This window comes from Magnetospirillum sp., assembly GCA_027532905.1.
GTDB lineage: Bacteria > Pseudomonadota > Alphaproteobacteria > CACIAM-22H2 > CACIAM-22H2 > Tagaea.
This window is the reverse complement of the sequence record JAPZUA010000002.1, coordinates 20,747-44,465: the sequence shown is the minus strand read 5'-3', so window position 1 is coordinate 44,465 and position 23,719 is coordinate 20,747. Positions and strand designations below refer to the sequence as shown.

The window sequence follows — 23,719 nt, the reverse complement described above, 5'->3', positions numbered from 1 at the left end:
TCCTCGCTGTCGTCTTGCGTCAAATACGCTCGAGCATAAGTTCGCCGTGCGCAAGTACGACGGCCTTCCAACCTGGCGGAAGAACGGTCGTAGATCCGCTTTCTTCAATTACGGCGGGCCCTATGATCGTTTCGTTCAGTACAAGACGGTCTCTCTGGACAACCGGCGTCGCTACGAAGTCTCCATTGAAAAAGACGTCGCGCTTGCGCAGATAAGCGTCGGAACGCGGCGAAGCGGTCGGCAGCCTGTGCAGCCCCGGCTTATCGACGAGCCCGACCGCAGTAACCCGGAAGTTGACGATCTCCACGTTCGTTCCGGAACGATGGCCAAATCGTCGCTCGTGAACCTCACCGAATGCGGCGATCAACCGGTCGATAGATTTGTCGTGTTGCCCGAGTTCGACATTCAGCTCCCAGCTTTGTCCAAGAAAACGCATGCCAGCCGAACGGCGCATGCGAATCCTGTCCTCTGGGACACCTTCGGCTATGAGATCTTTCGTCGCCTGCAACTCGATATCCGCAAATGCAGCGTCGAGATCGTTCCAAGAGTTGGGAGTGACATGCATCGTCCGCGTACGGACATAGTCCCGGCGAATGTCGGATATGAGCGACCCGAAAGCCGCGAAATTTCCGGGCCCCAGCGGAACAAGCACGCGCGGAATCTCCAGCTCTTCCGCGATCGCGACCGAATGCATCGGTCCGGCACCACCGTAGGGAAGGAGCGTAAATTCTCTTGGGTCAAACCCATTCGCGATGGATATCTGCTTGATTGCAGACACCATCCGCGCCACTGCAATCCGGATTATTCCGTCAGCAAGCTTGATCTCGTCGAGCCCGAGCCTTTCAGCCAATGGCTTGAGAGCCCGCATCGAGAGCTCTGGATCGAGCTTGATGCGGCCACCGGCCAACGGCGACTCGGCCGCGAGACGATTCAGTACAAGGTTGGCGTCTGTAACGGTTGGCTGGGTGCCTCCACGACCGTAACAGGCAGGCCCTGGAGCTGCTCCGGCACTCTGCGGTCCAACCATGAGAATTTCGCCTGAATCGATCCATCCGATCGATCCGCCACCCGCGCCCACAGCATTGATCTCGATCTGGGGCGTACGGTTGGCATACTCGGCGATCTTCTGCTCATTCGTGACAGGTATCCTGAGATTCTCAATGAGACAGACGTCCGTCGAGGTTCCGCCCATGTCGCAAGTGATGATGTTCGGCACATCCAGCAAGCCGCCAAGATGCACGGCTGCAGCGACACCCCCAGCGGGCCCTGAAAGAACCGTGGCAACGGGAAGCTGCTTCGCGCGTTCGGCCGTTGAAACGCCGCCGTTTGAAGTCATGATGTAGAGATCGCGTCGAAATCCCTTGCTCTCAAGGCTCGACTTGAGTCGCGACAGATATCGCCGCATCAAAGGTCCGATATAGGCGTTCAGCGCGGTCGTATTGAAGCGCTCGTATTCGCGAAACTGGGGCAAAACATCCGAAGACGTGCAGACAAAAGCATCCGGAAGCGCCGACGCAAGGGCTGCCTTGGCGGCGCGCTCGTGCTCTGGATTGATGTAGCTGTGCAAGAAGCATACTGCCACTGCCAAGTTGTCGTGTTTCGGCAGATCCGAAACCGCAACTGCCACATCACTTTCGTTGAGCTTCTGCAGGACGGTACCGTCATAGAGCAGACGCTCGTCGACTTCCCGAGTTCTGGTTCGTGGTATGAGCGGTGGCTTCTTCTGCGATCGAATATTGTACAGAACAGGACGGTTCGTTCGTCCGATCTCAAGAACGTCCTTGAAGCCTTTTGTCACAAGCATCCAGCATTCCGCACCCTTGCCCTCAAGGATTGCGTTCGTGCCGATTGTGACGCCATGCACAAATCGCTCGACGTTCGCCATATCCGCCTTGAGCAGATCGAGAACGTCAATCACGCCGATCGTCGGGTCCGACGGCGTCGAAGAGGCTTTGGCATAAGCAAAAGACTTTCCGACATCGTCGTAAGCAACTGCATCGGTAAAGGTGCCGCCAACGTCAATACCAATCCACAGCATGCTCAAACTGCCTTTCTAGCGAATTCAGGACCGGAACTACCGCCCGAGATAGCTCCGGATGACTTGCGGATCGGATGCAAGTTGCCGCCCGCTTGTCGTGAAAGAAATTTCCCCATTTGCAAGGATATGCGCTTCTTCGGCCAGTGCCGCAGCAACCCCAACATTCTGCTCAACAAGCAGAATTGAGAGGCCGCCCCTGTTGAGGGTTCGGATGGCGTCGATCATCTCCTCAACGACCTTTGGCGAAAGACCAGCGGAAGGTTCGTCCATCATCATCAAGCGCGGTTTCGACATCATCGCCCGGCCAATGGCAACCATCTGCTGCTCGCCACCGGAAAGCAATCCAGCGCGATCCCCACTTTTGCGAGCAAGCGTCGGGAACAGAGCCATCACTTCCTCGATTGTCCTGCTCTTCTCTGCCTTGTCTGAGCGCGTTACTGCGCCAAGGTCTAGGTTGTCTCGGACAGACATGCCGGGCCAAACGAAACGCCCTTGTGGAACCTGCACCACTCCGGCAACTACAATTTCTCTTGGGTGCCGGCCCATCAGCGAGACCCCGTTGCAAGAGATCGAACCGGAGCGAGCTTGCACAAGGCCGCTCAACGCCTTGAGGATCGTCGACTTTCCAGCGCCGTTGCCACCCATCAGACCGACTATGCGCCCGGCCGGCACCTCAAAACTGACACGTCGGACCACCTCAGTGGGCCCATACCAAACATTGAGGTCAGTGACGGTCAGCATTGAACCCGCTTCCCAAATAGGCCTCGATGACTTTTCGGTCTGATGTCACTTCGTCGGCGGTTCCTTCGGCAATCTTGCGCCCTGAAGCCATGACGGTCACTCGATCGCAGACATTCATGACGACGCGAATGACATGCTCAATCATAACGACAGTAACGCCTCGTTCGCCGCGAACCTTCCGAAGAAGTTCTTCAAGTTCGACAACACGATTGAGGGATAGCCCGACGGCAGGTTCATCAAGAAGAATCACGCTCGGCTCACTTACAAGAGCTCTAGCAATCTCGATAATTCGCTGCTGCCCGAAAGAAAGCTCGCCACCATCACGATCAGCGAACTGTGTCATTCCGACGAACTCGAGAGCAGCCCACGCCTTGTCGGCGGCCGCACGTTCTTCCTGGCGCAATCTTCCGGTGGTGAATATCGCATCCAGAAGGTTCGTCTTCATCGTTGAATGCAGTCCGGCCATCACATTCTCAAGGACCGTCATGCCCTTGAAGAGTTGGCTCGACTGGAACGTCCGGCGCATTCCCCGAGATGCAATCTCGCTCGACTTCAACCCGAACAGTGAACTTCCATCCAGAAGAATTTCTCCGGAGGTCTGTTTGCTAACGCCAGTGATTGCATTGAGGAGCGTCGTTTTTCCCGCACCGTTCGGACCGATGATTCCGCGAATTTCCGCAGGCGCGATCTCCAAAGACACTTCATCGAGGGCGACAACGCCGCCGAAACTGACGCCGAGCTTTCGAACTTCGATTTTGGGATGGGCGGCGATCATCTGTGGTCGCCCTTCCGACGCAGAGGCTCGCGCCATTCGTGAAGATGCTTCCGCAAGAGACCGGCGAGCCCGCCGGGAAGGAACAGGACGGTGAGGAGGATCATTCCCCCGAACGCAATCTCTTGGAGTTCTTTTGTTGTCCGCAATACTTCCTGAACACCAATCAGCCCGATTGCGCCGAGAATGGCGCCGGTGATCGAACCAAGCCCGCCGACGACAACCATAGCAAACTGCACAATCACCTGAAAGAGATCGTAACTTTCCGGAACTACGATCGTCAGGATTGGCGCGAAGAGTGCGCCGGCCGTCCCGGCATAGAAGGCGCTCAGTGCATAGACAGTCGTTTTGGTTCGAGTGAGATCTATCGCAAGGCCTTCAGCCGCTACCTCGCTTTCGCGAATCGCGACGAATGCGCGCCCAAATCGGGATCGCAGGATGTTAAGCGTGACGACAGTCAAGCCTACGGCAATTGCCAGGCTGACGTAATAGTGCGTGGTCTCCCAAGCACCCGGAGTTCCGTAGTTGATCGCTGCCATTCGGATGCCGGTGGGCCCTCCGGTCACAGCGTCCCAGTGGGCGAATACCCAAACAGCAAACTGCGCAAAAGCAACCGTCGCGAGCGCCAGATAGAGTCCGGAAAGTCGCAACGCGGGGAGCGCTACGAGCACGCCAATAACCATCGCCGCACATCCACCAAGCGGCAGGGCAATCCCATAGGGAATGCCGAGCTTCGTACGAGCGATTGCTGCTGCATATGCGCCAATGCCAAACAACGCAGCGTTCACGAACGCTAGAAGTCCTGCATATCCGAGCAGCAAATTCAGGCCAAGCGCCAGAATAATGTAGATAAAGACGAGGTTTCCAACAAAGATCTTGTATTGATTGAGAAAGAACGGCGCGATCAGAGCCATCAGAAGAAGCGTGGCAAAGATGGGAACTGGAGACAACAATTTACGCATGTTCCCTTACGCCTTCCTCTGCTGATAAACACCGAAAAGACCAGAGGGACGGAAGACAAGCACCACCATGATGACAATGAAGGCCGCAATCTCCTGCAGGGCGGAGTCAATGTAGCCCGATGCAAACTGCTCGATGAGCCCCACCAACAGCCCGCCGACAACTGCACCGACCATGCTTCCCAGTCCGCCTAAGATCGTCGCTGCAAAAGCTTTGATCAAGAAGCCGGCCCCGATATCTGGAGAAATCAGCGTAAGAGGCGCCATTAGAACGGCGGCCGCACCGGCGACTGCTGCGCCAATGGCCCAGGTCCAGGTGTAGACGTTTTCAACACGAATGCCGACAAGATAGGCCGCTGAGCTGTTTTCACTGGTTGCCTGCATAATCTTGCCTGCTTGCGTGCGTGAAAAGAAGATCGCAAAGGCGAGCATAAAGACGATCGCCGCACCCAGGACGATCAACTGCTGCGGCAAAATGGGAATGTCGTAGATGAATATTGGAGCCGGGTCGATGAAGGCAGGAATGCTGAGATACTCTCCCTTCCCGCCCCAGAAATATCGACCAATGCCCTTAAGAAGGTACGAGAAGCCGACAGTCGCCAAGACCATTGTTAGGGCAGGCGCCTTGATAAGCGGCCTATAAACAAGGCGGTCTGATATCACGCCCAGACCGAAAGAAAGGACGACAGCGATAACGAGGGCAATTACATATGGGAAGGCAAGATACTCGATTAGGCTGTAGGCGAAAAACCCGCCGAGCATAAAGAGTTCGCCATGCGAAAAGTTTATGTGACCAGTTGATCGATATACAAGCACGAGACCGATTGCGACCATTGCATACAGCGCGCCTGTCGTGAGGCCACTCGTCAGCAAAAATGGAAACATCGGGCTTGGATCCTTTGTAAACAAAAACAGTTAGGGGCAGGGATCGGTCTTCAATCCCTGCCCCTTGACTTGCATCACTTCAGATTAGTTGTACCAACCTGGATTACGTCTCCACCGCGGAGAGAAAACCACGCCATCGACCGGTAGCACTGGTGATTGCTTGGCTTGCAAGAGATTGGGCCGGCATACGCTTGGCTTTCAACCGTGAGATCCGACATAGCCTTTGCGATGCTCTCACGCGTGAGATCCCGCCCGGCCTTTCTAAGAGCAGCAACAACGAACTCGGCGCTCGCCACGCCAAACAGGTGCCAAGTCATGAATGTGTCAGAAGGATAGTGCTTCTTGACGACTTCCTTCCAATTGGCAACTGACGGATCGTCCGGAAGTTTGGTGGGAGCGAGCGCCTCGAACTTGTCCATCGCGCCACGGACCCCAATACTTTGTTCCATCGCACGCATGTCACTGATTGCCGATCCACCGACCACGATCGGACGATATCCAATCTTGTACATGTCGCGCATCAGAATCGTTGCCGCCTTGGGGAAGAGAACGGCAATAACCGCGTCAGCACCAGAGGCCCTCAGCCGCAGCGCCACCGCCGTTGCGTCGCTCGGATCCGGCGACAGATCCTCATCTGCAACCGCAGTGATGTTCCGGGTCTTGAGGCTTTCAAGCAGCGGCGCATAACGGCTGTCCGCCCAAGCATCCCGCTGCCTTACGATCGCAATCTTTTTTGCTCCCAGATCGATCGCGCGCTGAAGCTGCCCCTCCGTCTCCATCCAGCCAGCAAGCATGGTCGTGAAGATCATTGGGTTGACCGGATCGGTCAGCTGGGGAGCAGTCGATGCAGTAATCACCCACGGGATCTTCGCAGCGACAATGTCAGGCATCGCCGCCAGGCTGGCGTTCGAGCAGCCGCCACCGTGAATCATGAAAACGTTGTGCTGGTGGATCAGCTTCTTCGCGGCTGCCACTGCCTGATCAGGCCTGCACGCATCATCTTCTCTTACGTAACGAAGTTTCCTGCCGTGAATCCCACCAGCGGCGTTCACTTCGTTATAAACCGACTCGACCCCGTCGTAGATCGTCTTGCCGTTATGATAAAGCGGTCCGGTCAAGACACCCAACGCGCCAATGAGAATTTCATTGTCGGTCACGCCAACTTCCGCTGCGCCGGTCGGGTTATGAAGAAGTACCCCACCCGCGACAAGCATTGCTCCCATAAAAAGTTTTCCGCGATTCATGCTCCGCCTCCTTCGTGGATTATGTTTTTGAGCTTCCGTGCGACTTCAATGCCAAATCCGTAATGCCAAATCCGTGCCGCCGGTCCGACATGCCGCAACCAGTGCGGCGTTCAAAACAAACGCGCCGCGCCGCTTGAAAGATCAAGCGCTGAGTTTGCGGAACTTGTGGCCGAACCATGTTCGCCCTCCGACGGGACGGGAATATCTCGTCCATTGACATTGATGAAACATGAACCATGGTTCATTTGTCAAGCTGCGATGTCGATAAAACATTGAAACATGAATCATGTTTCATTATTTTGAGGTGAGAATATGCTTTCTCGAGTGGAGGAACGTCAGCCTGAGCTTCCGGATCAATCGTCCGCGCGTCCGCCATGTCGAAGACGAGATCGCGCGACGCGCATCAACGCGACTGCTGACGCAGCCGGACGATGACTGTCGAATGCCAGTCGATTCGACAGTCGACATGAAAGGGAAAATCGAATGAGCACGGCAGATGACGTGATTCTCTCCGAAGTTCGCGGCGCGGTCGCCATCCTTACAATAAACCGCCCAAAAACCCTAAATGCCCTCGATGTGCCGACCCTCCTGGTCCTCGAGAAAACCTTTGCCACGCTCGAAGCCGACGATACTGTCCGCGTCATCGTCGTCACCGGCGCTGGCGAAAAAGCCTTCGTCGCCGGCGGCGACATAAGCGACCTCAACTCACGGGGTGGGCTCACCCACTATCAGGAGTTCGCGGAGACAATCCACCGAGTGTTTCGGCGCATTGAAGTCTGCGACAAGCCGGTTATTGCAGCGATCAATGGCTACGCACTGGGCGGCGGGACCGAACTGCTTTTGGCAACGGACATCCGATTCGCTGCATCCACTGCCCGCTTCGGACTGCCTGAGATTACGCTTGGAATCATTCCGGGCGCCGGTGGCACGCAGAGGCTACTGCGGCAGGTGCCGTTGTGCCGTGCCAAAGAAATAATGTTTTCGGGAAAACATTTTCCAGCCGAAACCGCGCTGGAGATCGGGCTGATCAACCGGATCGTAGAGCCCGCACAGCTCATGCCGGAAACCCTCCGATTTGCGGAAGAGATCGCGGCTAAATCGCCGCTGATTTTGAAGATCCTCAAGCGGACCTTGACGGATGGTGCCGACATGACGCTGACGTCCGCGCTGGCGCACGAGAAAGCCATGGCAAGCATTGTTTTCGACAGCGCGGATGCACACGAAGGCTGCAGCGCGTTTCTAGAGAAGCGGAAGCCGGTCTTTACCGGAAAGTAACACGCCGATTTGCAATGGAGATCGACTATGGATTTTTCACTGACGAGCGAACATCAACTCCTTATCGATACGGCGCGAAAGGTCGGCGACAAATTCGGCTTGGACTACTGGCGGAACTGCGATGAGAACAAGAAGTTCGCTGGGGAGTTCTGGCAGGCGATCTGTGACGCGGGCCTCGCAGGGGTTGCTCTTCCAGAGGAGTACGGCGGCTCCGGGCTCGGAATGCTCGAAATGGCGCTGATCATCGAGAATCTTGCCGTCGGCGGCGGCGGCTCGACGCTTGGCCAGATTTTCATGAACAATCCGATCTTCGGCGGCGTTCCGCTGGTGAAGTTCGGAACCAAAGCGCAGAAGGACGAAATGCTCCGCGCACTCGTCGAAGGGCGCATGCGTTTCGCGATGGCACTGACGGAGCCGGACGTCGGATCGAACACGCTGGCGATGAAGACCTTCGCGCGCCGCGCTGACGGCGGCTGGAAGATAAACGGCAGCAAGATTTGGATTACATGCATGCCGCAAGCGCAGAAAGTCTTGGTGATCGCGCGAACGACGAAGATCGAAGATGCACCGCGCCGGACCCAAGGCATAACGATGTTCTTGATCGACCGGGACCGCGGCGGGCTGACGCATAGTGAGATCGACAAGGTCGGGACAAATACGAATCCTTCCAGCAATGTCTATTTCGACGACGTGTTCGCACGCGATGACGAAGTCGTCGGCACGGTGGACGGCGGCTGGCCCGAGCTTCTTGAGGTTCTGAATACCGAACGAATCGTGACGACGGCGGGACTCGTCGGCGCCGGCAAGCTCGCGCTCCGTCTCGGCGTCGACTACGCAAAAAATCGCAAAGTTTTCGGCAACACCCCCATTGGGGCGTATCAAGGCCTTCAGTTCCCGCTGGCCGAGGCCCACGCTGAAATCGAATGCGCGCGCCTCATGAACCTTAAAGCCGCCTGGCTCCACGACAACGGCATGCCCTACGGCTCCGAGGCGAATACGGCGAAGTTTCTAGCAGTGCGCGGCGCGACCCAAGCGATCGAGCGGGCGATGCAGACGATGGGCGGCATGGGTTTTGCGAAAGACATGCACGTTGAGCGACTGTGGCGCGATGCGCGTCTCTTCCAGTTCGCGCCCGTGTCCGAAGAAATGATCCTGAATTTCATCGCGATCCACGATCTCGGCCTGCCGAAGGGCTACTAGGTCGCCTGTTGGTCCTTTTAGCGAGGAGAATGCCATGGACTTGCAATTGCGCGGCCGGAGAGCACTTGTTACGGGAGGCAGCAAAGGTATTGGACTCGCCGTCGGCGAAGTTCTGGTTGCCGAGGGCTGCAACATTATTCTTGCGGCCCGCGACGGGGAGAGGCTTGCAAAGGCAGCGCAAACGCTGCGATCCAACGGCGGCGGATCTGTGGATACTGTTGTCGCCGATCTCGGCAAGGCGGACGACCAGGCGAGATTGGCAAGCGAATTTGGCGACGTCGACATTCTCGTAAACAATGCCGGCTCAAATCCTCCAGGCGAAATCGACGACATCACCGAAGAGGTGTGGCGGCGCGCTTGGGACCTAAAGGTTTTCGGCTACATAAACATGACACGCGCCTTCTATTCGAAGATGAAGCAACGCCGGTCGGGTGTGATCGTGAACGTCATCGGCAATTCCGGCGAGCGAATGCAGTCGCGCTACATTTTGGGTTCGTCTGGAAACAGCGCGCTGATGAGCATGACAAAAGCCCTTGGCGCTCGCTCGCCGGACCACAATGTCCGTATTGTCGGGGTCAATCCGGGCCTGACCGCCACGGATCGGGCGATGTTCATGCTCGAAGGATGGAGCCGGGACGCGTACGGGACGCCGGATCGTTGGGCCGACTTCATCGGAAAGCTGGATCTTCCGTTCGGACGCATGGGAGAGGCAAAGGAGGTTGCCGACGTCGTGGCTTTCCTCGCGTCGCCCCGCGCCGCCTATGTTAGCGGCACGATCGTCACGGTGGACGGCGGGGCAAGCAACCGTAACGCTTGAGGTAATCAATGAGCGATATCGTCAGGATCGAGACGGGGCCGCGAAGCAGCCAGGCAGTTGTCTACAACGGCGTCGTGCATCTGGCAGGGCAAGTGGCGCGCGGTTCAGAGAACGCATCAGTCGCTGCGCAGACGCACGAAATCTTGCGCAACATAGACCGTCTTCTTGTTGCCGCCGGAAGCGACAAATCCAGGCTGATCACTTCGACGATTTTCCTGGCCGACTTCCGACGATTCGACGAAATGAATGACGTCTGGATGGCATGGGTAGTGCCCGGCTCCACGCCAGCGCGCGCGGTCGTCGAGGCAAAGCTCGTCACGCCGGGCTTCGGGGTCGAGATTTTCGTGCAGGCGGCGGTATCGACCTGAACGCGAGTCGATGTTTTGGCGGCTGAAAGTCCGCCATTGATGTGTTCGGAGGAAGTCTGATGGCGCACCAGGGACCGTCCAACGCACTTTCGGGACTGCGCGTCCTCGATTTGACGCGAGTCCGTGCCGGACCGGCCTGCTGCCGCGTTTTCGCGGACTTCGGCGCGGACGTCATCAAGATCGACGCGACGGCAGGCGCGGATCCGAACGAAGGAATGAGCGGCCCCCGCCACGGCTACGACATGCTCAATCTTCACCGCAACAAGCGTTCCTTGACGCTCAATCTGAAGAAGCCCGAGGGGGTAGATGTCTTCAAGCGCCTCGTAGAAACGGCCGATATCGTCGTCGAGAATTTCCGCCCTGACGTAAAAGACAGGCTGGGAATCGGGTACGAGAACCTAAAAGCGATCAATAAACGCATCATACTCGCGTCGATTTCGGGGTTCGGCCAAGACGGTCCGTATGCATCGCTGCCAGGATTCGATCAGATCGCCCAGGGAATGGGCGGCCTTATGGCGGTTACCGGGCTGCCGGGTCAGGGCCCTATTCGGGCAGGCGCAGCGATAGCCGACATTTCGTCCGGGCTTTATGCCGCGATCGGCATCTTCGTAGCCCTTCAGGAGCGGGCGCGCTCCGGCGAGGGCCAGTGGGTCCAATCTTCGCTGCTCGAGGCCCAGATTGCGGTGCTCGACTTTCAGGCGGCTCGATATCTCGTCGATGGCGTCGTTCCAGAGCAATCTGGCAACGATCATCCGTACTCGACGCCGATGGGCGTCTTCGCCACATCGGACGGGTTCATCAATCTCGGCGTGGGCGGCGACGGACATTGGAAGAGTCTCTGCGGCGTCTTCCAAAAGCCCGATTGGGTCTCCGATCCGAAATTTGCGACGGGCGAGGCCCGCCTCAAGAATCGCCCCGAGATCAAGGCGATGATCGAGCCGCTTTTCAGATCGCGGAGCAGCGAAGAATGGATGCGGGATCTCGCAAATGCCGGCGTTCCCGCCGGGCCGATTTACCGAATGGACGAAGTCTTCGACGATCCGCAAGTTCGGCATCTAGGTATGGCGGTCCCCTGTACCCATCCTATTCGTGGCGAAATCTCCCTCGTAGGGCAGCCCGTGAAGCTGTCCCGGACGCCCGCCGCCATTCATAAATCGTCGCCCGACGCGGGGGCGCATTCTGACGAACTGCTCGACGAACTCGGTTTCAGCGAAGCGGATAAGGCCCGACTACGCGCCGTTGGCGCCGTCTAGAACACAGGACCATGGAAACGGGCACCGTAAACTTCAGCAAAGAAGGGGGCGTCGCTCGGATCACAATTTCGAACGAGTCGCGCAGAAACGCGATTTCGCTCCGCATGTGGGAAAAACTGCACGACGCCCTCGCGGATGCGAACGACGACCGCAACATCCAAGTCGTCATGCTTCGCGGCGCAGGCGACAAGGCTTTCAGTGCGGGTGCCGACATATCGGAGTTCCAGCTTGTGCGTTCGACCCCCGAGCAGATCGCGACTTACGAGGGGGTCTGCATGCAAGTCCAGCGCGCCCTCGAATGCCTCGGCAAACCGGCGATCGCTGCAATTGGAGGAATTTGCTACGGAGGCGGCCTAAACCTCGCGATGGCATGCGACGTCCGCCTGGCCGCAGACACGGCGGCCTTCTGCGTTCCGGCAGCGAAACTGGGGATCGGCTATTCGCTCGACGAGGTGCTTGTCCTCGGAACGAAAATCGGAAGAAGTGCTGTCGCCGACCTTCTGCTCAGCGGCCTTCCCCTTCCAGCTCATGAGGCCCTTTTGGCCGGTATCGTTCAACGGGTGTGGCCCGCCAGTTCATTTTGGGAACGCGCCGACGCCTATATCGCCGCAATCGCCGGAAACGCGCCGCTTTCTATGGCGGCGATCAAGCGGTCTATCGCCACAATGCGGACAACGGTAAGCGATTCGGAGCGGGCCGAAATTGCCCGCCTCGTTGCCGCCTGCGACGCAAGCGCAGATTTTCGCGAGGGCCAGGAGGCCTTCAGGGAAAAGCGTCGGCCGAGATTTACGGGCAGATAGGCCCCCCAAGGCACTTCAATCCAGTGGAGAGACCGATGCCGAATAGTGAAACTCCCGCTTCGCCGCGTATCCTCTACGGCAAATCGGGCGGAGCCGCGACGTTGACGATATCGCAGCCGAGCAAACTGAACGCGATGACGTTTGAGATGTGGTCCAGCCTTGCGGACAGTGTCCGGGCGGCCGAAGCAGATCCCGACATACGCGTCATCGTGCTGCGTGGCGACGGCACGCGCGCGTTCTGCGCCGGTGCCGACATCTCGCAGTTCGGCGCCATGCGGGATAGCGACGATGCCGTGGCCAGCTACGAAAAAGCCGTTTCCGCCGGTACGGCGGCGCTCGCGAATGCCTGCAAACCGACCGTCGCCGCGATCTCCGGAATCTGCTTTGGCGGCGGGTTCGGCCTGTCCATGTGCTGCGATCTGCGAATCGCCGCTACCGACTCCAGGTACCGCATACCAGCGGCACGTCTGGGCCTCGGTTACGCCTTCAGCGGAGTCGAACTAATCGCAAAAAAGATCGGCATAAGCCAGACAGCGGATCTTTTGATGAGCGCGAGAATCATCGACGCGAAGGAGGCCGGCGCGATCGGCATCCTGAATGCCGTGTTTGACGCAGCCACATTCGCGCAGGAGTCCGAAAACTATATCCGCAGGATCGCGGCAAACGCACCGATCACGCTTCGGGCCGCGAAGGCGGCGCTCAACGAAATAGTGAAGCCGGTTGCGGCAAGGGACGTATCGAAGGTGGATGCGCTCGTCGCCGCTTGCTTCAAGAGCGAAGACTACCGGGAAGGTCGAGCCGCATTTGCGGAGAAACGGGAGCCGAATTTTAAGGGCTATTGAGGCTTGCGCATCAACGCCGCCGGATTTTCGATGTAGTGGACGATTCGGTTCAGAAATTTTGCCGCCCCGACTCCGTCCAGCACCCGGTGATCGGCGGCGAGCACCAAGCCGAGTTCGTGTTTCAACAGCGCTTCGCCGCGCGCACCCGGCCGGAAGGTGTCGCGCACGCTCCCGACGCCGAGGATTGCCGTCTGCCCCGGATTCACGATCGGCGTCAGATATGTGACGTTGTGCATTCCCACGTTTGAGACGGTCACTGAACCACCCGCGAGATCGTCCAAGGTAAGCCGGCCGGCGCGGCCGCGCTCGATCAAAGCGGCCGACGTTGCTGCGATTTCATCGAGATCCATGCGGCCTGCGTCGCGCAACACCGGCGCCATAAGGCCTCGATCGGTTTGAACGGCGATTCCGACATCGATCGATTCGAATTTGGCGAATCCAGTATCTCGCCATACGCGATTTACGTCCGGGCACTCGGTCAGCGCGCGCGCAACCGCGCATACAACGACATGGGTAAGCGTGAGCCGCCGCGATGCACCCAAATTGAGCTGCTCGCGCAGCGACAAGGCGGCAGCCACGTCCGCCTCGGTCGCCACGTAAAAATGCGGGATATCCCGTTTAGCCGCCGACAGTCGCTTGGCGATCGCCAGCTGAACGCTGTCGGCCTGCGAAAACCCGCCGTCGGCCGAAGCGACGCGTCTCGGCCTTTGCGAAATCGCAGCGAGTACGTCGGCTGCTTTGATCCGCCCGCGCGGGCCCGATCCGGCGACGACTGCGAGATCAACATTCGATTGACGGCTCAATCGGCGCGCAAGCGGCGTCGAGAGTATGCGGCTGCCTGGGTTCCGGGATAAGGGGAGAACCGTCGATGGTTCGGCGTCAGCGACCGGCGGCGGCGCGGAATCGCCATCCGCAGCCGCCATTCCGGCGCCAGTCCAGGATGCGATTGCGGTCCCGACCGGCACAGTCGTTCCCGCCGGGACGAGAAGTTCGATCATTTCACCTGCAGTCGGCGCCTCGACTTCATTGGCAATCTTTTCGGTTTCGACGACGCAGATGATGTCGCCTTGCGCGACACGGTCGCCGGGCTTGACCTTCCACTCGGCCAAGAGCCCCTCGGTCATCGTGAGACCGAGCTTCGGCATGAGGATGTTCTGGCCGGGTTTCATTGTTGGGCGCTTCCCGCGATTTCAGACCAGCAACTTTTTCGCCGCCGCCACGAGGCGGCTACTGTCCGGCCGACATTCAACTTCGAGACTTTTGGCGAAAGGAATGGGCATGAACGGTGCCCCCACCCGAAGGATCGGAGCGTCGAGTTCATCGAAGCCAATATCAGCCATACGGGCGGCAACTTCTGCACCAACCCCGAACGCCTCGACTGCTTCGTGCGCGACAATGAGCCGGTGCGTGCGCGCAAGCGACGAAAGCACAAGTTCCTCGTCCCAAGGCTGGATGGAGCGTAAATCGACGATCTCGGCATCGATCTTTTCGGCCTCGAGGATCTGCGCGGCATCCAGCGCGGTATGAACCAACGCGCCGTACGTAACGATCGTGAGATCGCGTCCCGACCGGACGATGTTTCCTTTGCCGATCGGCACAGCCTGCGGCTTGTCCGGAAGCTCGCCCTTCATCCCATAAAGCGCTTTGTTTTCGACGACGACGACCGGATTGGGATCGGCGATGGCGCTCCGGATCAGGCCGTACGCATCGGAAACGGTCGCTGGGCACACAACCTTCAGACCGGGGATATGTGCGAACCAAGCCTCAAGACATTGGGAATGCTGTGGCCCGGCATTCAGTCCGCCGCCATGCGGGGTCCTGATAACGAGCGGCACTGACCGCTGGCCGCCGAACATGAAATGGGCCTTCGCGGCTTGGTTGACAAGCGCATCCATCGTCAATGTCATGAAGTCCATGAACATGATTTCAACGACCGGACGCAGACCAGACAACGCGGCTCCAACCGCGGCCCCCACAATCGCGGCCTCGGAGATCGGCGTATCCCGGACGCGGCCTTCTCCGAATTTCTCCGCAAGGCCCTTAGTGACGCCGAAAGGCCCACCTGCCGCAGCGATATCTTCGCCCAGAAGGATGACCGACGGATCTTCCGCCATGGCATCGGTCAGCGCGTTTCCGATTGCCTTTCCATATCTGACCTCGGCCATCGTCAGCTCCTCACCGGCGCGTACACGTCTCGAGACGCGCGCGCATAATCGGGGGCCTGTCCCATACGGGCGGCTTCGACTGCCGAGTCGATCCGACTTTCAATTGCGGCTTCAATCGCTTCGAGCGAAGCCACCGAGACTCCCGAATCAATCAGCTTTCGTCGCGCCCGCGCGACCGCGTCATCGGGGCCAAGAGCCGCAATCGGCTCCCGGTATTTCTGTTGATCGCCTTCGTAGTGACCCCGAATGCGGGTAGTCCGGCATTCGAGCACAAAGGGGCCACCGCCACCGCGAATAGCCGCAACAACGCGGTCGGCCGCCAGCCACACCGCCTCGAAGTCATTGCCGTCGAGCTCCTCGTGCGGGATCCCATAGGCTTTAGAAAGATCCGCGAGATTGGCGGCGACTTGACGGCTTGTCGGCGAGAACTCTGCCCAGCCGTTGTTCTCGCAAACAGCCAGGAGTGGCAGCTTCCACAGCGCAGCCAGGTTGAGGCTTTCGTGGAGCACGCCCTCAGCCATCGCGCCATCACCAAAGAACACGACAGCGATGTCGGTGGTCCCACGGGTCTGATGCGCCAACGCGCTGCCAAGCGCGATCGGAATTCCGGCACCGACGATGCCGTTTGCGCCGAGCATTCCGATTGAAAGATCAGCGACGTGCATCGAGCCGCCGCGGCCGCCGCAAACGCCCTCTTCCTTTCCCATGATCTCGAGAAAGAACCGATCAAGCGGCATACCTTTGGCCAACGCATGGCCGTGGCCCCGGTGGGTCGAAGCGATCGTATCAGAGGCGCGAAGAACCGCCCCGATCCCTGCCGGAACGGCCTCCTGACCGATACTCAGATGAATGAAACCCGGCACCTCCCCATCGGCGAAAAGACGCGATAGCCGGAGCTCGGTTTGGCGCACCAGCGCCATCGTTTCATAGAGCGAAAGAAGTTTCGTATTTTCGATCGCGGGCATCTCAAACCAGCTTTCTGACCTTTGCATATTCGGGCGACCGGCCGATCTGGTCCGCCACAAGCATCCCGGACACGCCCATCTGCCTGCCAGATTGGGTTTGGTCGTGTCGCGGAAGGCCAATTGCCGCTTTGGAACTAGGTCTGTACTGCATGGCGATATTCCAATCCGTACAACCGCTTGTCACCGTGGGCCGCAGGACAGAAAGGCACCCGCCCATTCACGTTGAATAGGCTATCGACATCAAATATTGCGGTCAATAGTTATGAATTATGAGTCGATATTCATATTTTGCCGAGAATGTTTCTGCGCATCAATCGTCGGACGTGAATTTCAACATTTCACGAAATCGACCGAAAACTTGCCCTAGGGCTTCGAGCGCCTACCGCCGAAAAGTCCGTGTCGAATGAATTTCCCGTAAGCTCGAAACATCGATTCGGGCGGTTGCTTCACTTTGCCATCCCAATAAGCGTAGCGAAGGCTCAGATAGCTGCGAGCAGCCATCAGCACAAACACGATGGCTTCGAGTTCATCCTCCTCGTATCCCGGCAGATCGCCCGCCGCCCAGGCGCGCTTCAAGGCACGCAGGTATTTGGCGGAAATGTTTTCCAGATGCTCACGGTGCCCTGTCGGAGCAAAAAGTTCGGCTTCGTTTAAGATTCGATAGAACTCTGGCGCTTCGATCAGATACTGAAAAAAAACGCTGAATCTCTTTTCTTCCCGCTCGCGCTCACTGGTGCATTTTCGCGTCTCGGCTGCAATATAGTCCAGCATTCCCTCGCCGAGCACAGGCAGCAATTGATCAAGAAGGTGCTGTCGCGATTCGAAATAATTGTAAAAGGTCCCCTGAGCGACCTTGGCTTTCGCGGTTATCCGAGAAATCGAGGCACCGACGTATCCATACTTGCCGACGACCTCTGCGGCCGCTTTGAAAAGGGCGTCACGCACGCGCTCAGCCCGCTCAGCTCGTGTCGAGCGGGGCTTGCCCTGACGGATCTTCACAATACGCCGTTCGGATAACTTCTTTTTCTGCTGCACGCCGGTCGATCATCACTTAACGTTTGAAAACACGAGCTTTTGTCATACCCCCGAAGACATTGTCAATTGCAAGCTATGCAGCCCAAATGGCTGCACGAAGCATCTACTCGCGGCAGTAGGATCGACACCCCGCCATTCCAATCATACAATCGCTCCACGCAGACCCAATCATGTTCGGGCGGGGCAACAATGGCCAATTTCGATCTATCGGGAAAAACAGCGCTCGTAACAGGTGCATCGTCGGGTCTGGGGCGAAGCTTTGCAAAGACACTTTCTGGAGCGGGCGCGAATGTGATCCTGGCAGCTCGGAGAGTTGAGCAGCTCCAGGCTTTAAGAGGAGAGATTGAAGCTGGCGGCGGGCGCGCCGAAATAGTCAAGATGGACGTCACATCCGATGCATCCATCGAAGCCGCTTTCGAACAGGCGTGGCAGCTTATGGGCCCCGTCCAGATCATCGTCAACAACGCGGGGGTTGCTGCCACTAAACGAATGCTCGACAGAGACGAAGGTGAGTGGCGGCAAGTACTCGATACAAATCTCATCGGGGCCGCCAATGTTGCTCGGGCCGCTGCGCAGCGATTGGTCGATGCAAAACTCTCCGGAGGATCGATCATCAACATCGCGTCGATCCTCGCTCTGCAGAGCGCGCTGGGTGTTGCAATCTACGCTGCGTCAAAGGCTGCGTTGCTCAGCCTGACCAGATCGCTCGCACTTGAATGGGGCCGCAAGGGAATTCGCGTAAATGCAATTGCGCCTGGATACGTAAAGACCGATCTCAGCAAAGAGTTCTTCGATCGGAAAGCTGGAAAACTTATTGATCAGATTCCGCTAAAAAAGTTTGTTGATCCGTCTGATCTAGATGGTCCATTGCTCCTGCTCGCTTCCGACGCGTCAAGTTGGATGACGGGATCTACGCTTGTCGTTGATGCCGGTCACAGCCTCGTATTTGAGGCATGAACCCAAGAGCCTGAGTTCACTATCGTGACGGACCGAAAGGGTTCTGAAAGATCCATTCCGACCCTCATCTGAGAATCGTCTACGGGAAAAAAACGTTGAAAAATACAACCAATCTCGTGTGCCAGATGTTATCTTTCTTTGTCCGATTTTGAAGCATTGAATGTTCAAATGTGTTGATGTCGCGCTGGTCGCAGATTTGAGACGGATGCATTTTGTCAATAACGAGCCTTTCGCGGCGAAGCGAAAACTATTGCAGCTTTCCTGCGCTATCAAGCCACGGTTTAAGATAGAATTCTGGAAAGAATGCTGCTGCATGAAAAACATCGCTCTTTCTGACAGTCCCGATTTTCAGAGATAGGAGAAGAGTTGGGCGCCGGCCGACTAGGGGATCAGTATTCCCTTGGTCAGAGGCCGCGGCAGTTTCGGTGACCTCAGTACCGTCGATGTACCACTGAGTATTTCTGCCGTTTTCTGAACATCGATAAATCAATGGGTTAGACAGCTGGGCAAAACAACAAAAAAGGGGGCCTAAGCCCCCTCTTGAATCAAGCTAAGTTATTGATTCTAAACTGGTAGCGGCGGAGGGATTTGAACCCCCGACCAAGGGATTATGATTTCTATTGCAAGTGCCATATTCAAAGTACCTGATACAGTATTGAGAGGACCTTGCGAGGAGAAAATTTCCCGTCGATGGAACTCGCACAATTTTTATACCATAAATAAAATCCTCCACGCAAATTTATTTTTCAGTTTCGGCTCAAAATTCGCCGGAAAATTCTGAAAATCATTCGTCCTCACTCGGCAAAAACTCGACGTCAGCGCCCGTCACCGAAGCCGAAATCTCTTCGATTTTTTTCGAAATCTCGTCCATTTCCTGAAGATCTCGCGCCGGATCTCGCCACAAGTGACCGTAGAAATTGAGCGTGTGCAGAATATTCGAGTGCCCCATGCGCGCCTGAATTCGCTTCGGATCAAGGCCAATATCGATTTGAATCGATGCAAATGTATGCCGCAGGGAATGCAGCGTAAAAGCCGGCCTAAGAGAGGTTGAGCCGCTTTTGTCTGCCTTTCTCAGTTTATCCGACTGGTCGCCCTCATCCGTTTCTGGCGCCCCAGAAATCAGCCCGACATCATTCATAAATCGAAAGAAATCGCGATTATAGAAGTTGTTCGGGTTGATCGGCTTGGCTCGCACCGACAAAATTAGATCCGCAGGACCCAGTGTTTTCTTGGAAATCCAATGCCGCAAAAGCATCGCCAACCGGCTCGGGACTGGGACAATCCTGGCACTGCTATACGTCTTCAGCGGCCCCAGATTCCGCTGATGATCCGCCCTGCGCCTTACAGAAATCGTGGCCGGCTGAGCGTCAAGATTCAGATCCGCGACGGATAGCCCGCGAATCTCCGATGCGCGGAGCCCGGAAAAGAGGGCGATATTCAAAAATACGATCACATTGCTCAAGGGCAATGGGCCTTTTGGACCTACCCCACCCAGGGCAGTTGTAAGAGTACCCAACTCCGATTTGGTCAAAAACCGATGCTTCCGCTCATTGTTTTCCATGTTGCCCTCCCGCAAAAAGCCAATTTTTCGCCTTGATCCGCCGCGCAATCCAGACGACGGATCTTCTTTCAGGTGGCCCCGAACCATTGCGAACTTGAAAATCCGACGCATCGTCTGAAAGACGTTTTTCGCCTGTACAGGCGAAAGCCTTTCCCGCAATTCGCTCGTTTTGGTGATGACTACGTCGCGAGTGAGTTGCTGAAGCCTTATATCGGCGAACGCTGGATTCAGGTGCGCAGATACATGGCAGCGGTACTGATTCACGGTGCTAACTTCGAGGCCGCTGAACTTCGTCTCGGATAGGTAGATCTCGGCGATTTCTTTGAATGAGATTTCAGCGGTATCTCGCCCGCTAGTAGGAGTCCTAGGGGCAGCAGCGTATGCGCATGCGGCCGCGCGAGTCGGAAACTGACGCCGCCGGCTCTCACCATTTTCGCGAAATTCTACGACAAACGCGGTCCCGCGCCCGCCTGCGGACTCCCAACTTCGACGATAGATATAGAAGGCCATTGGTTGCTTCCCCATGATCGACGCATCCCATCATGGGGGCAACCGTCTTAAAATCGGCCGCGGCGGAAGCGCGTCTGAAAAGGTTAACTCCTACTAGCTTGATTCAGTTTCATTTTCTTTGGTCGAAAGCTTCGACGGGCGGTCGCTCGGGAGGATTGTTGGGGTGTCGGGCTGGCTTTTTGCCGTTTGAGCCGATGTCGACGCACCGCCTGCCTCGGGGGAAGTATCCTCACGCGACGTAAGAACAAAATGCATCAAATCACCTGCGGAAACGTTTCTGACAGCGGCAAGGGCTGCAATCTCGCCGAGGGCAGAAATTGAAAAGCCCGTGTCCGTCGGCAGCGACTTCTGGAGTTTGGTCACCTCCTTGCTGAAGTTTTTGAGTTCCAACTGTTTTAGACGCTTGAGTGCTCGAGACTCCTTCTCCCGCAACTTCTCGATCTCGTTCTCCCTGTCTCCAATAGCCGAACGCGTGCGCGCGAGCGTGTTGTTGAGCGCAAGAATACTCTTGGATTGCTTTGAGGTTGCGGCGCTTTCATCTTGGGGCATGGCATCACCTTTCGTAGGGTTACGACCATGTCAGTATGCATAGAGCCTCTTAAAATCCGGCGCGCCGGAGGCTCCAATTCTGGTGCCCGGACCATTGTCACGGACAGTCGCTGAAGCTCCAGGGTCATTTTCCGAAGACGGCCTTTTTCATGATTCAACGACGCTCATCGCGTAAACACGACTGCTCTCTCTCTGAGCGGTAACCGCGTCAGACGCCAAATTTCCAATTCCGCCTTCCGCCGCACTGGATGTTAAGGCCGATCGGGCTAAGACATCCACGTGCGGTCGATCAGTCTCTGCCGCCGCCGAAGGCGGCGCGAACAGCAGGTCATCGGCCGAAGGCCGACGATTACTTCCCGTCAAGCCGGAGGCTTGACGGGAAGCGCAATAACGCGTCGTGCAATTTTCTGCGACGACGCGAAGGAGCAAAAAAGATGGCAAAGGGTAAAGACATCTCAGAATGGGATCGGCTCAAGGCGGGACAACTCGACGAACATGAGGCAACGCTGCTCGAGTCAGCAGGTTCGCGATCGCGCGGTCAGCCAGCGTTGTATCTCCGCCGCCGAATCCTTTCCAGAGCCCGCAGGTCGGCTCCAGCAGGTGATCGCGTCGAGCACATTCCGAACGGACAAAAACTCCCTAAATGGATGCAGAATTCGTTGAAACTTGCACCGTTTCATTTTTCCCACACGTTTGTGTCTCGTCAAAAAACATTCTCTCTTCCACCATCGGTGCTCTCAGGCAAGCGCGTTGCACTTTATCCGCAACGCCGCGATCTCGTAGCGCTAAATGAAGTCAAAGGTGTCATCCGAAATTCGCGCCACCGCGTGTGGACAATCGCGCCAAACCATCCATTTCTTGAGACTACTATAGGCATCCAACTACGATCAAATTTTGCAGCGATTTCCCGAGCGCTTGAGAACAACAAAGCGTCGAACTTCAAAAAAGACTCGATAGCATCAAGGTTCCAAGCTTATCTCGAGCGAACGGGCGAGAACGAAAAGACACGCGAAAAATCAATTGAATCCGACGCAAAGGGAGAAATCTCTTTTGGCAATCTTGGAGCAACTTCCTCTGAGCGGGTATTGTTCTGGAACTACCTTGCACAGTTCGAACGGAGAGCCGACGCGCGGCTCCAATGTCGAATCATTGGTGAGCTGCCTCACTGGATTTCTGCGAGCGAACGCCGAAGGATAATGGAAGAGTTTTGTAAGATTTTCGAAGAGAAACGCCTTCCATTTTGGGCCGTGTGCCACAAGCCGGACGTAGAAATTGGCAGCGATCCGAGAAATTTTCATTTTCATATAATCTATTCAGATCGTCCCTTTTCAGAAGATATCGAAAAAGAAAAGCGCTTATCCGACAAAAAAGATCGCACTGCGCAAGGCGAGGCTTGGATAAAATTTCTCAAAAAAAGAATGGCTGATACGGTGAATTCACAACTTGTCGAGACGGCATTGCTCAGCGGCGAAAAACCCGAGAGACTATTTTTCGAGGGTACATACAAGGATTTGGGGATCGAAGTCGCGCCGCTGCATCACCGCGGCCCGAAGGAAACAGCTCTATCGCGCAACGGGATTCTGTCAAAAACAGAAAAGAAAAACATCGAGATCATCGAGGCCCAAGATGATGCCGAGATCGAAAGCCTCCGAAGACTGTTCGAGAAGTTAGGCTCTGATGCTATCGCTATCTTAGAAACCTACCAAAAGGACTCTCCAAAACAGCCGTCGATCACCAATTGCAATCACCAAAAAATGATCGAAACAGAGGAAACTCGGTTGCTGTCCGCAATTGATTTAGCCTCAAATATTCTTCTGCAGCTTTACGACTCAATCCGAGCAAGACACTACCCCCTTACGCATCCGCATACGGAACAAGCCATCACGCGAGCGCGCGGACGAGAACGGCAAAACAACAAAAATTTCTCACCATCTGCCACCGTTTTAGAAAGATATCTGGGCTATCTATCGTCTCTCGACGACGATGGTGCCTACACACGTCTTGCCGAAAGCGTCGCCAAAAACGAAGGTATTTCTGACATAAAAACAGTGATTAGTTTGCGTCAATTGCTCGATTGCGACTTTCAGAATCTTACGCGACGTCTACGCAGTGCGCTCGAAGAAGCTGAAAATGCGCTGAGTAGTCTCAAAAGGCGAATTGAAAATTTCGAACGGATTTCCAAGGTCATAAATCAAAGAGAGGCAGCGAGGGAAGGACTTAGACAGTCCAATTCCCAAGCCGAAGCGGGGACTGGGGAAAAAGCTCAGAACTCCATCAATACAACAATTCCGAGTCAAACGACTTCCGTTACGCAAGCCCAGAATCGACAGTTTCTCCATGGTTCGAACCGTGGGGCGCTAAGGCTCTCGGCAGACCAGATGTATTCAAATCCGACTCAATCTCGCAGACCACTAAGTCTTTTAACAAAAAGCATTCAGCAAAATCCCGAAAAAGATGCTCATCTAGCTTCGGAGCAGACTTCAAAATCTTCGTCAAAACAACCTGAGAAATCGACGTCCACGACACGCCAGAGTGACAGTATCGCTGACCTTCTCAATAACCAGCAAAGCAAAAATCGAAGCCGAAACTCAAACCATGAGATGTAACCATCTTACGCGGCCGGGGATAAGGCCCCCGCCCTTCAGTGACAGAAGGGAACGCCCATGAGCGAGACGCAAAACCGGTGCGCTGCGGGGTGCCTCCGCAGAAGGGGGTGTGCCGAATAAATCTCGGCTGAGGCCAGGGGGAGGCGTTGACCTGACCGGGTTTTCATGGACCAGGCT

The 23,719-nt window shown here is 56.4% G+C and carries 21 protein-coding genes; 9 read left to right on the top strand and 12 right to left on the bottom strand.

The window, feature by feature from the left end:
• Positions 1–19: 19 nt before the first annotated feature.
• The 6 genes from O9320_08150 to O9320_08125 all read right to left on the bottom strand — a co-directional run bounded on the left by O9320_08150 (position 20) and on the right by O9320_08125 (position 6,639).
• The gene (locus O9320_08150) at positions 20–2,038 is read right to left on the bottom strand and encodes a hydantoinase/oxoprolinase family protein (protein MCZ8310810.1); all 2,019 of its coding nucleotides are present in this window, start codon (positions 2,036–2,038) and stop codon (positions 20–22) included.
• A gap of 36 nt (positions 2,039–2,074) precedes the next feature.
• A complete protein-coding gene (locus tag O9320_08145; GenBank protein ID MCZ8310809.1) occupies positions 2,075–2,779 on the bottom strand; it encodes an ABC transporter ATP-binding protein in 705 nt (234 codons plus the stop codon).
• Entirely contained in the window at positions 2,763–3,554 is a 792-nt protein-coding gene (locus tag O9320_08140) for an ABC transporter ATP-binding protein (GenBank protein MCZ8310808.1), read from the bottom strand. The genes O9320_08145 and O9320_08140 overlap by 17 nt, the downstream gene beginning before the upstream one ends.
• Entirely contained in the window at positions 3,551–4,513 is a 963-nt protein-coding gene (locus O9320_08135) for a branched-chain amino acid ABC transporter permease (protein ID MCZ8310807.1), read from the bottom strand. Before O9320_08135 ends, O9320_08140 begins: the two co-directional genes overlap by 4 nt.
• A gap of 6 nt (positions 4,514–4,519) precedes the next feature.
• Entirely contained in the window at positions 4,520–5,395 is an 876-nt protein-coding gene (locus O9320_08130) for a branched-chain amino acid ABC transporter permease (protein MCZ8310806.1), read from the bottom strand.
• A gap of 74 nt (positions 5,396–5,469) precedes the next feature.
• Positions 5,470–6,639 (bottom strand): ABC transporter substrate-binding protein, encoded by a 1,170-nt coding sequence (locus tag O9320_08125; GenBank protein MCZ8310805.1) that lies wholly within the window; start codon positions 6,637–6,639, stop codon positions 5,470–5,472.
• A 483-nt stretch (positions 6,640–7,122) separates the two neighbouring features.
• On the opposite strand from O9320_08125, the gene O9320_08120 reads away from it, so the two are divergent.
• The 7 genes from O9320_08120 to O9320_08090 are packed head-to-tail and all read left to right on the top strand — an operon-like array spanning position 7,123 to position 13,194.
• On the top strand, positions 7,123–7,914 hold the full coding sequence (locus O9320_08120) for an enoyl-CoA hydratase-related protein (GenBank protein MCZ8310804.1): 792 nt from the start codon (positions 7,123–7,125) through the stop codon (positions 7,912–7,914).
• 27 nt (positions 7,915–7,941) lie between these two features.
• Positions 7,942–9,114, top strand: a complete 1,173-nt coding sequence (locus O9320_08115) for an acyl-CoA/acyl-ACP dehydrogenase (protein MCZ8310803.1) — start codon at positions 7,942–7,944, stop codon at positions 9,112–9,114.
• A 34-nt stretch (positions 9,115–9,148) separates the two neighbouring features.
• Entirely contained in the window at positions 9,149–9,931 is a 783-nt protein-coding gene (locus tag O9320_08110) for a short-chain dehydrogenase/reductase (GenBank protein MCZ8310802.1), read from the top strand.
• An 8-nt stretch (positions 9,932–9,939) separates the two neighbouring features.
• Positions 9,940–10,299: a RidA family protein gene (locus tag O9320_08105; GenBank protein MCZ8310801.1), complete on the top strand. Its 360-nt coding sequence runs from the start codon at positions 9,940–9,942 to the stop codon at positions 10,297–10,299.
• 59 nt (positions 10,300–10,358) lie between these two features.
• Complete coding sequence (locus tag O9320_08100; protein ID MCZ8310800.1) at positions 10,359–11,552, top strand: CoA transferase; 1,194 nt, start codon at positions 10,359–10,361, stop codon at positions 11,550–11,552.
• A gap of 11 nt (positions 11,553–11,563) precedes the next feature.
• On the top strand, positions 11,564–12,352 hold the full coding sequence (locus tag O9320_08095; protein MCZ8310799.1) for an enoyl-CoA hydratase-related protein: 789 nt from the start codon (positions 11,564–11,566) through the stop codon (positions 12,350–12,352).
• A gap of 35 nt (positions 12,353–12,387) precedes the next feature.
• Positions 12,388–13,194 carry an enoyl-CoA hydratase gene (locus tag O9320_08090; protein ID MCZ8310798.1) on the top strand — a complete coding sequence of 269 codons (807 nt, stop codon included), beginning with the start codon at positions 12,388–12,390 and terminating at the stop codon, positions 13,192–13,194.
• Here O9320_08090 and O9320_08085 read toward each other — a convergent pair.
• From O9320_08085 to O9320_08070, 4 genes are all read right to left on the bottom strand, one after another.
• On the bottom strand, positions 13,188–14,363 hold the full coding sequence (locus O9320_08085; protein ID MCZ8310797.1) for a dihydrolipoamide acetyltransferase family protein: 1,176 nt from the start codon (positions 14,361–14,363) through the stop codon (positions 13,188–13,190). The genes O9320_08090 and O9320_08085 overlap by 7 nt on opposite strands.
• Positions 14,364–14,384: 21 nt before the next feature.
• Complete coding sequence (locus tag O9320_08080) at positions 14,385–15,359, bottom strand: alpha-ketoacid dehydrogenase subunit beta (protein ID MCZ8310796.1); 975 nt, start codon at positions 15,357–15,359, stop codon at positions 14,385–14,387.
• A 2-nt stretch (positions 15,360–15,361) separates the two neighbouring features.
• On the bottom strand, positions 15,362–16,324 hold the full coding sequence (locus O9320_08075) for a thiamine pyrophosphate-dependent dehydrogenase E1 component subunit alpha (protein ID MCZ8310795.1): 963 nt from the start codon (positions 16,322–16,324) through the stop codon (positions 15,362–15,364).
• 363 nt (positions 16,325–16,687) lie between these two features.
• Positions 16,688–17,359, bottom strand: coding sequence for a TetR/AcrR family transcriptional regulator (locus O9320_08070; protein MCZ8310794.1), 672 nt, complete (start codon positions 17,357–17,359; stop codon positions 16,688–16,690).
• Positions 17,360–17,548: 189 nt separating this feature from the next.
• Between O9320_08070 and O9320_08065 the strand changes: the two genes are divergently transcribed.
• Positions 17,549–18,316 carry a glucose 1-dehydrogenase gene (locus O9320_08065; protein MCZ8310793.1) on the top strand — a complete coding sequence of 256 codons (768 nt, stop codon included), beginning with the start codon at positions 17,549–17,551 and terminating at the stop codon, positions 18,314–18,316.
• 784 nt (positions 18,317–19,100) lie between these two features.
• Here O9320_08065 and O9320_08060 read toward each other — a convergent pair.
• A complete protein-coding gene (locus O9320_08060; GenBank protein MCZ8310792.1) occupies positions 19,101–20,387 on the bottom strand; it encodes a site-specific integrase in 1,287 nt (428 codons plus the stop codon).
• A gap of 93 nt (positions 20,388–20,480) precedes the next feature.
• Positions 20,481–20,936 (bottom strand): hypothetical protein, encoded by a 456-nt coding sequence (locus O9320_08055; GenBank protein ID MCZ8310791.1) that lies wholly within the window; start codon positions 20,934–20,936, stop codon positions 20,481–20,483.
• Positions 20,937–21,370: 434 nt separating this feature from the next.
• Here O9320_08055 and O9320_08050 point away from each other — a divergent pair, with 434 nt between their 5' ends.
• A complete protein-coding gene (locus O9320_08050) occupies positions 21,371–23,542 on the top strand; it encodes a MobA/MobL family protein (GenBank protein MCZ8310790.1) in 2,172 nt (723 codons plus the stop codon).
• Positions 23,543–23,719 lie beyond the last annotated feature (177 nt).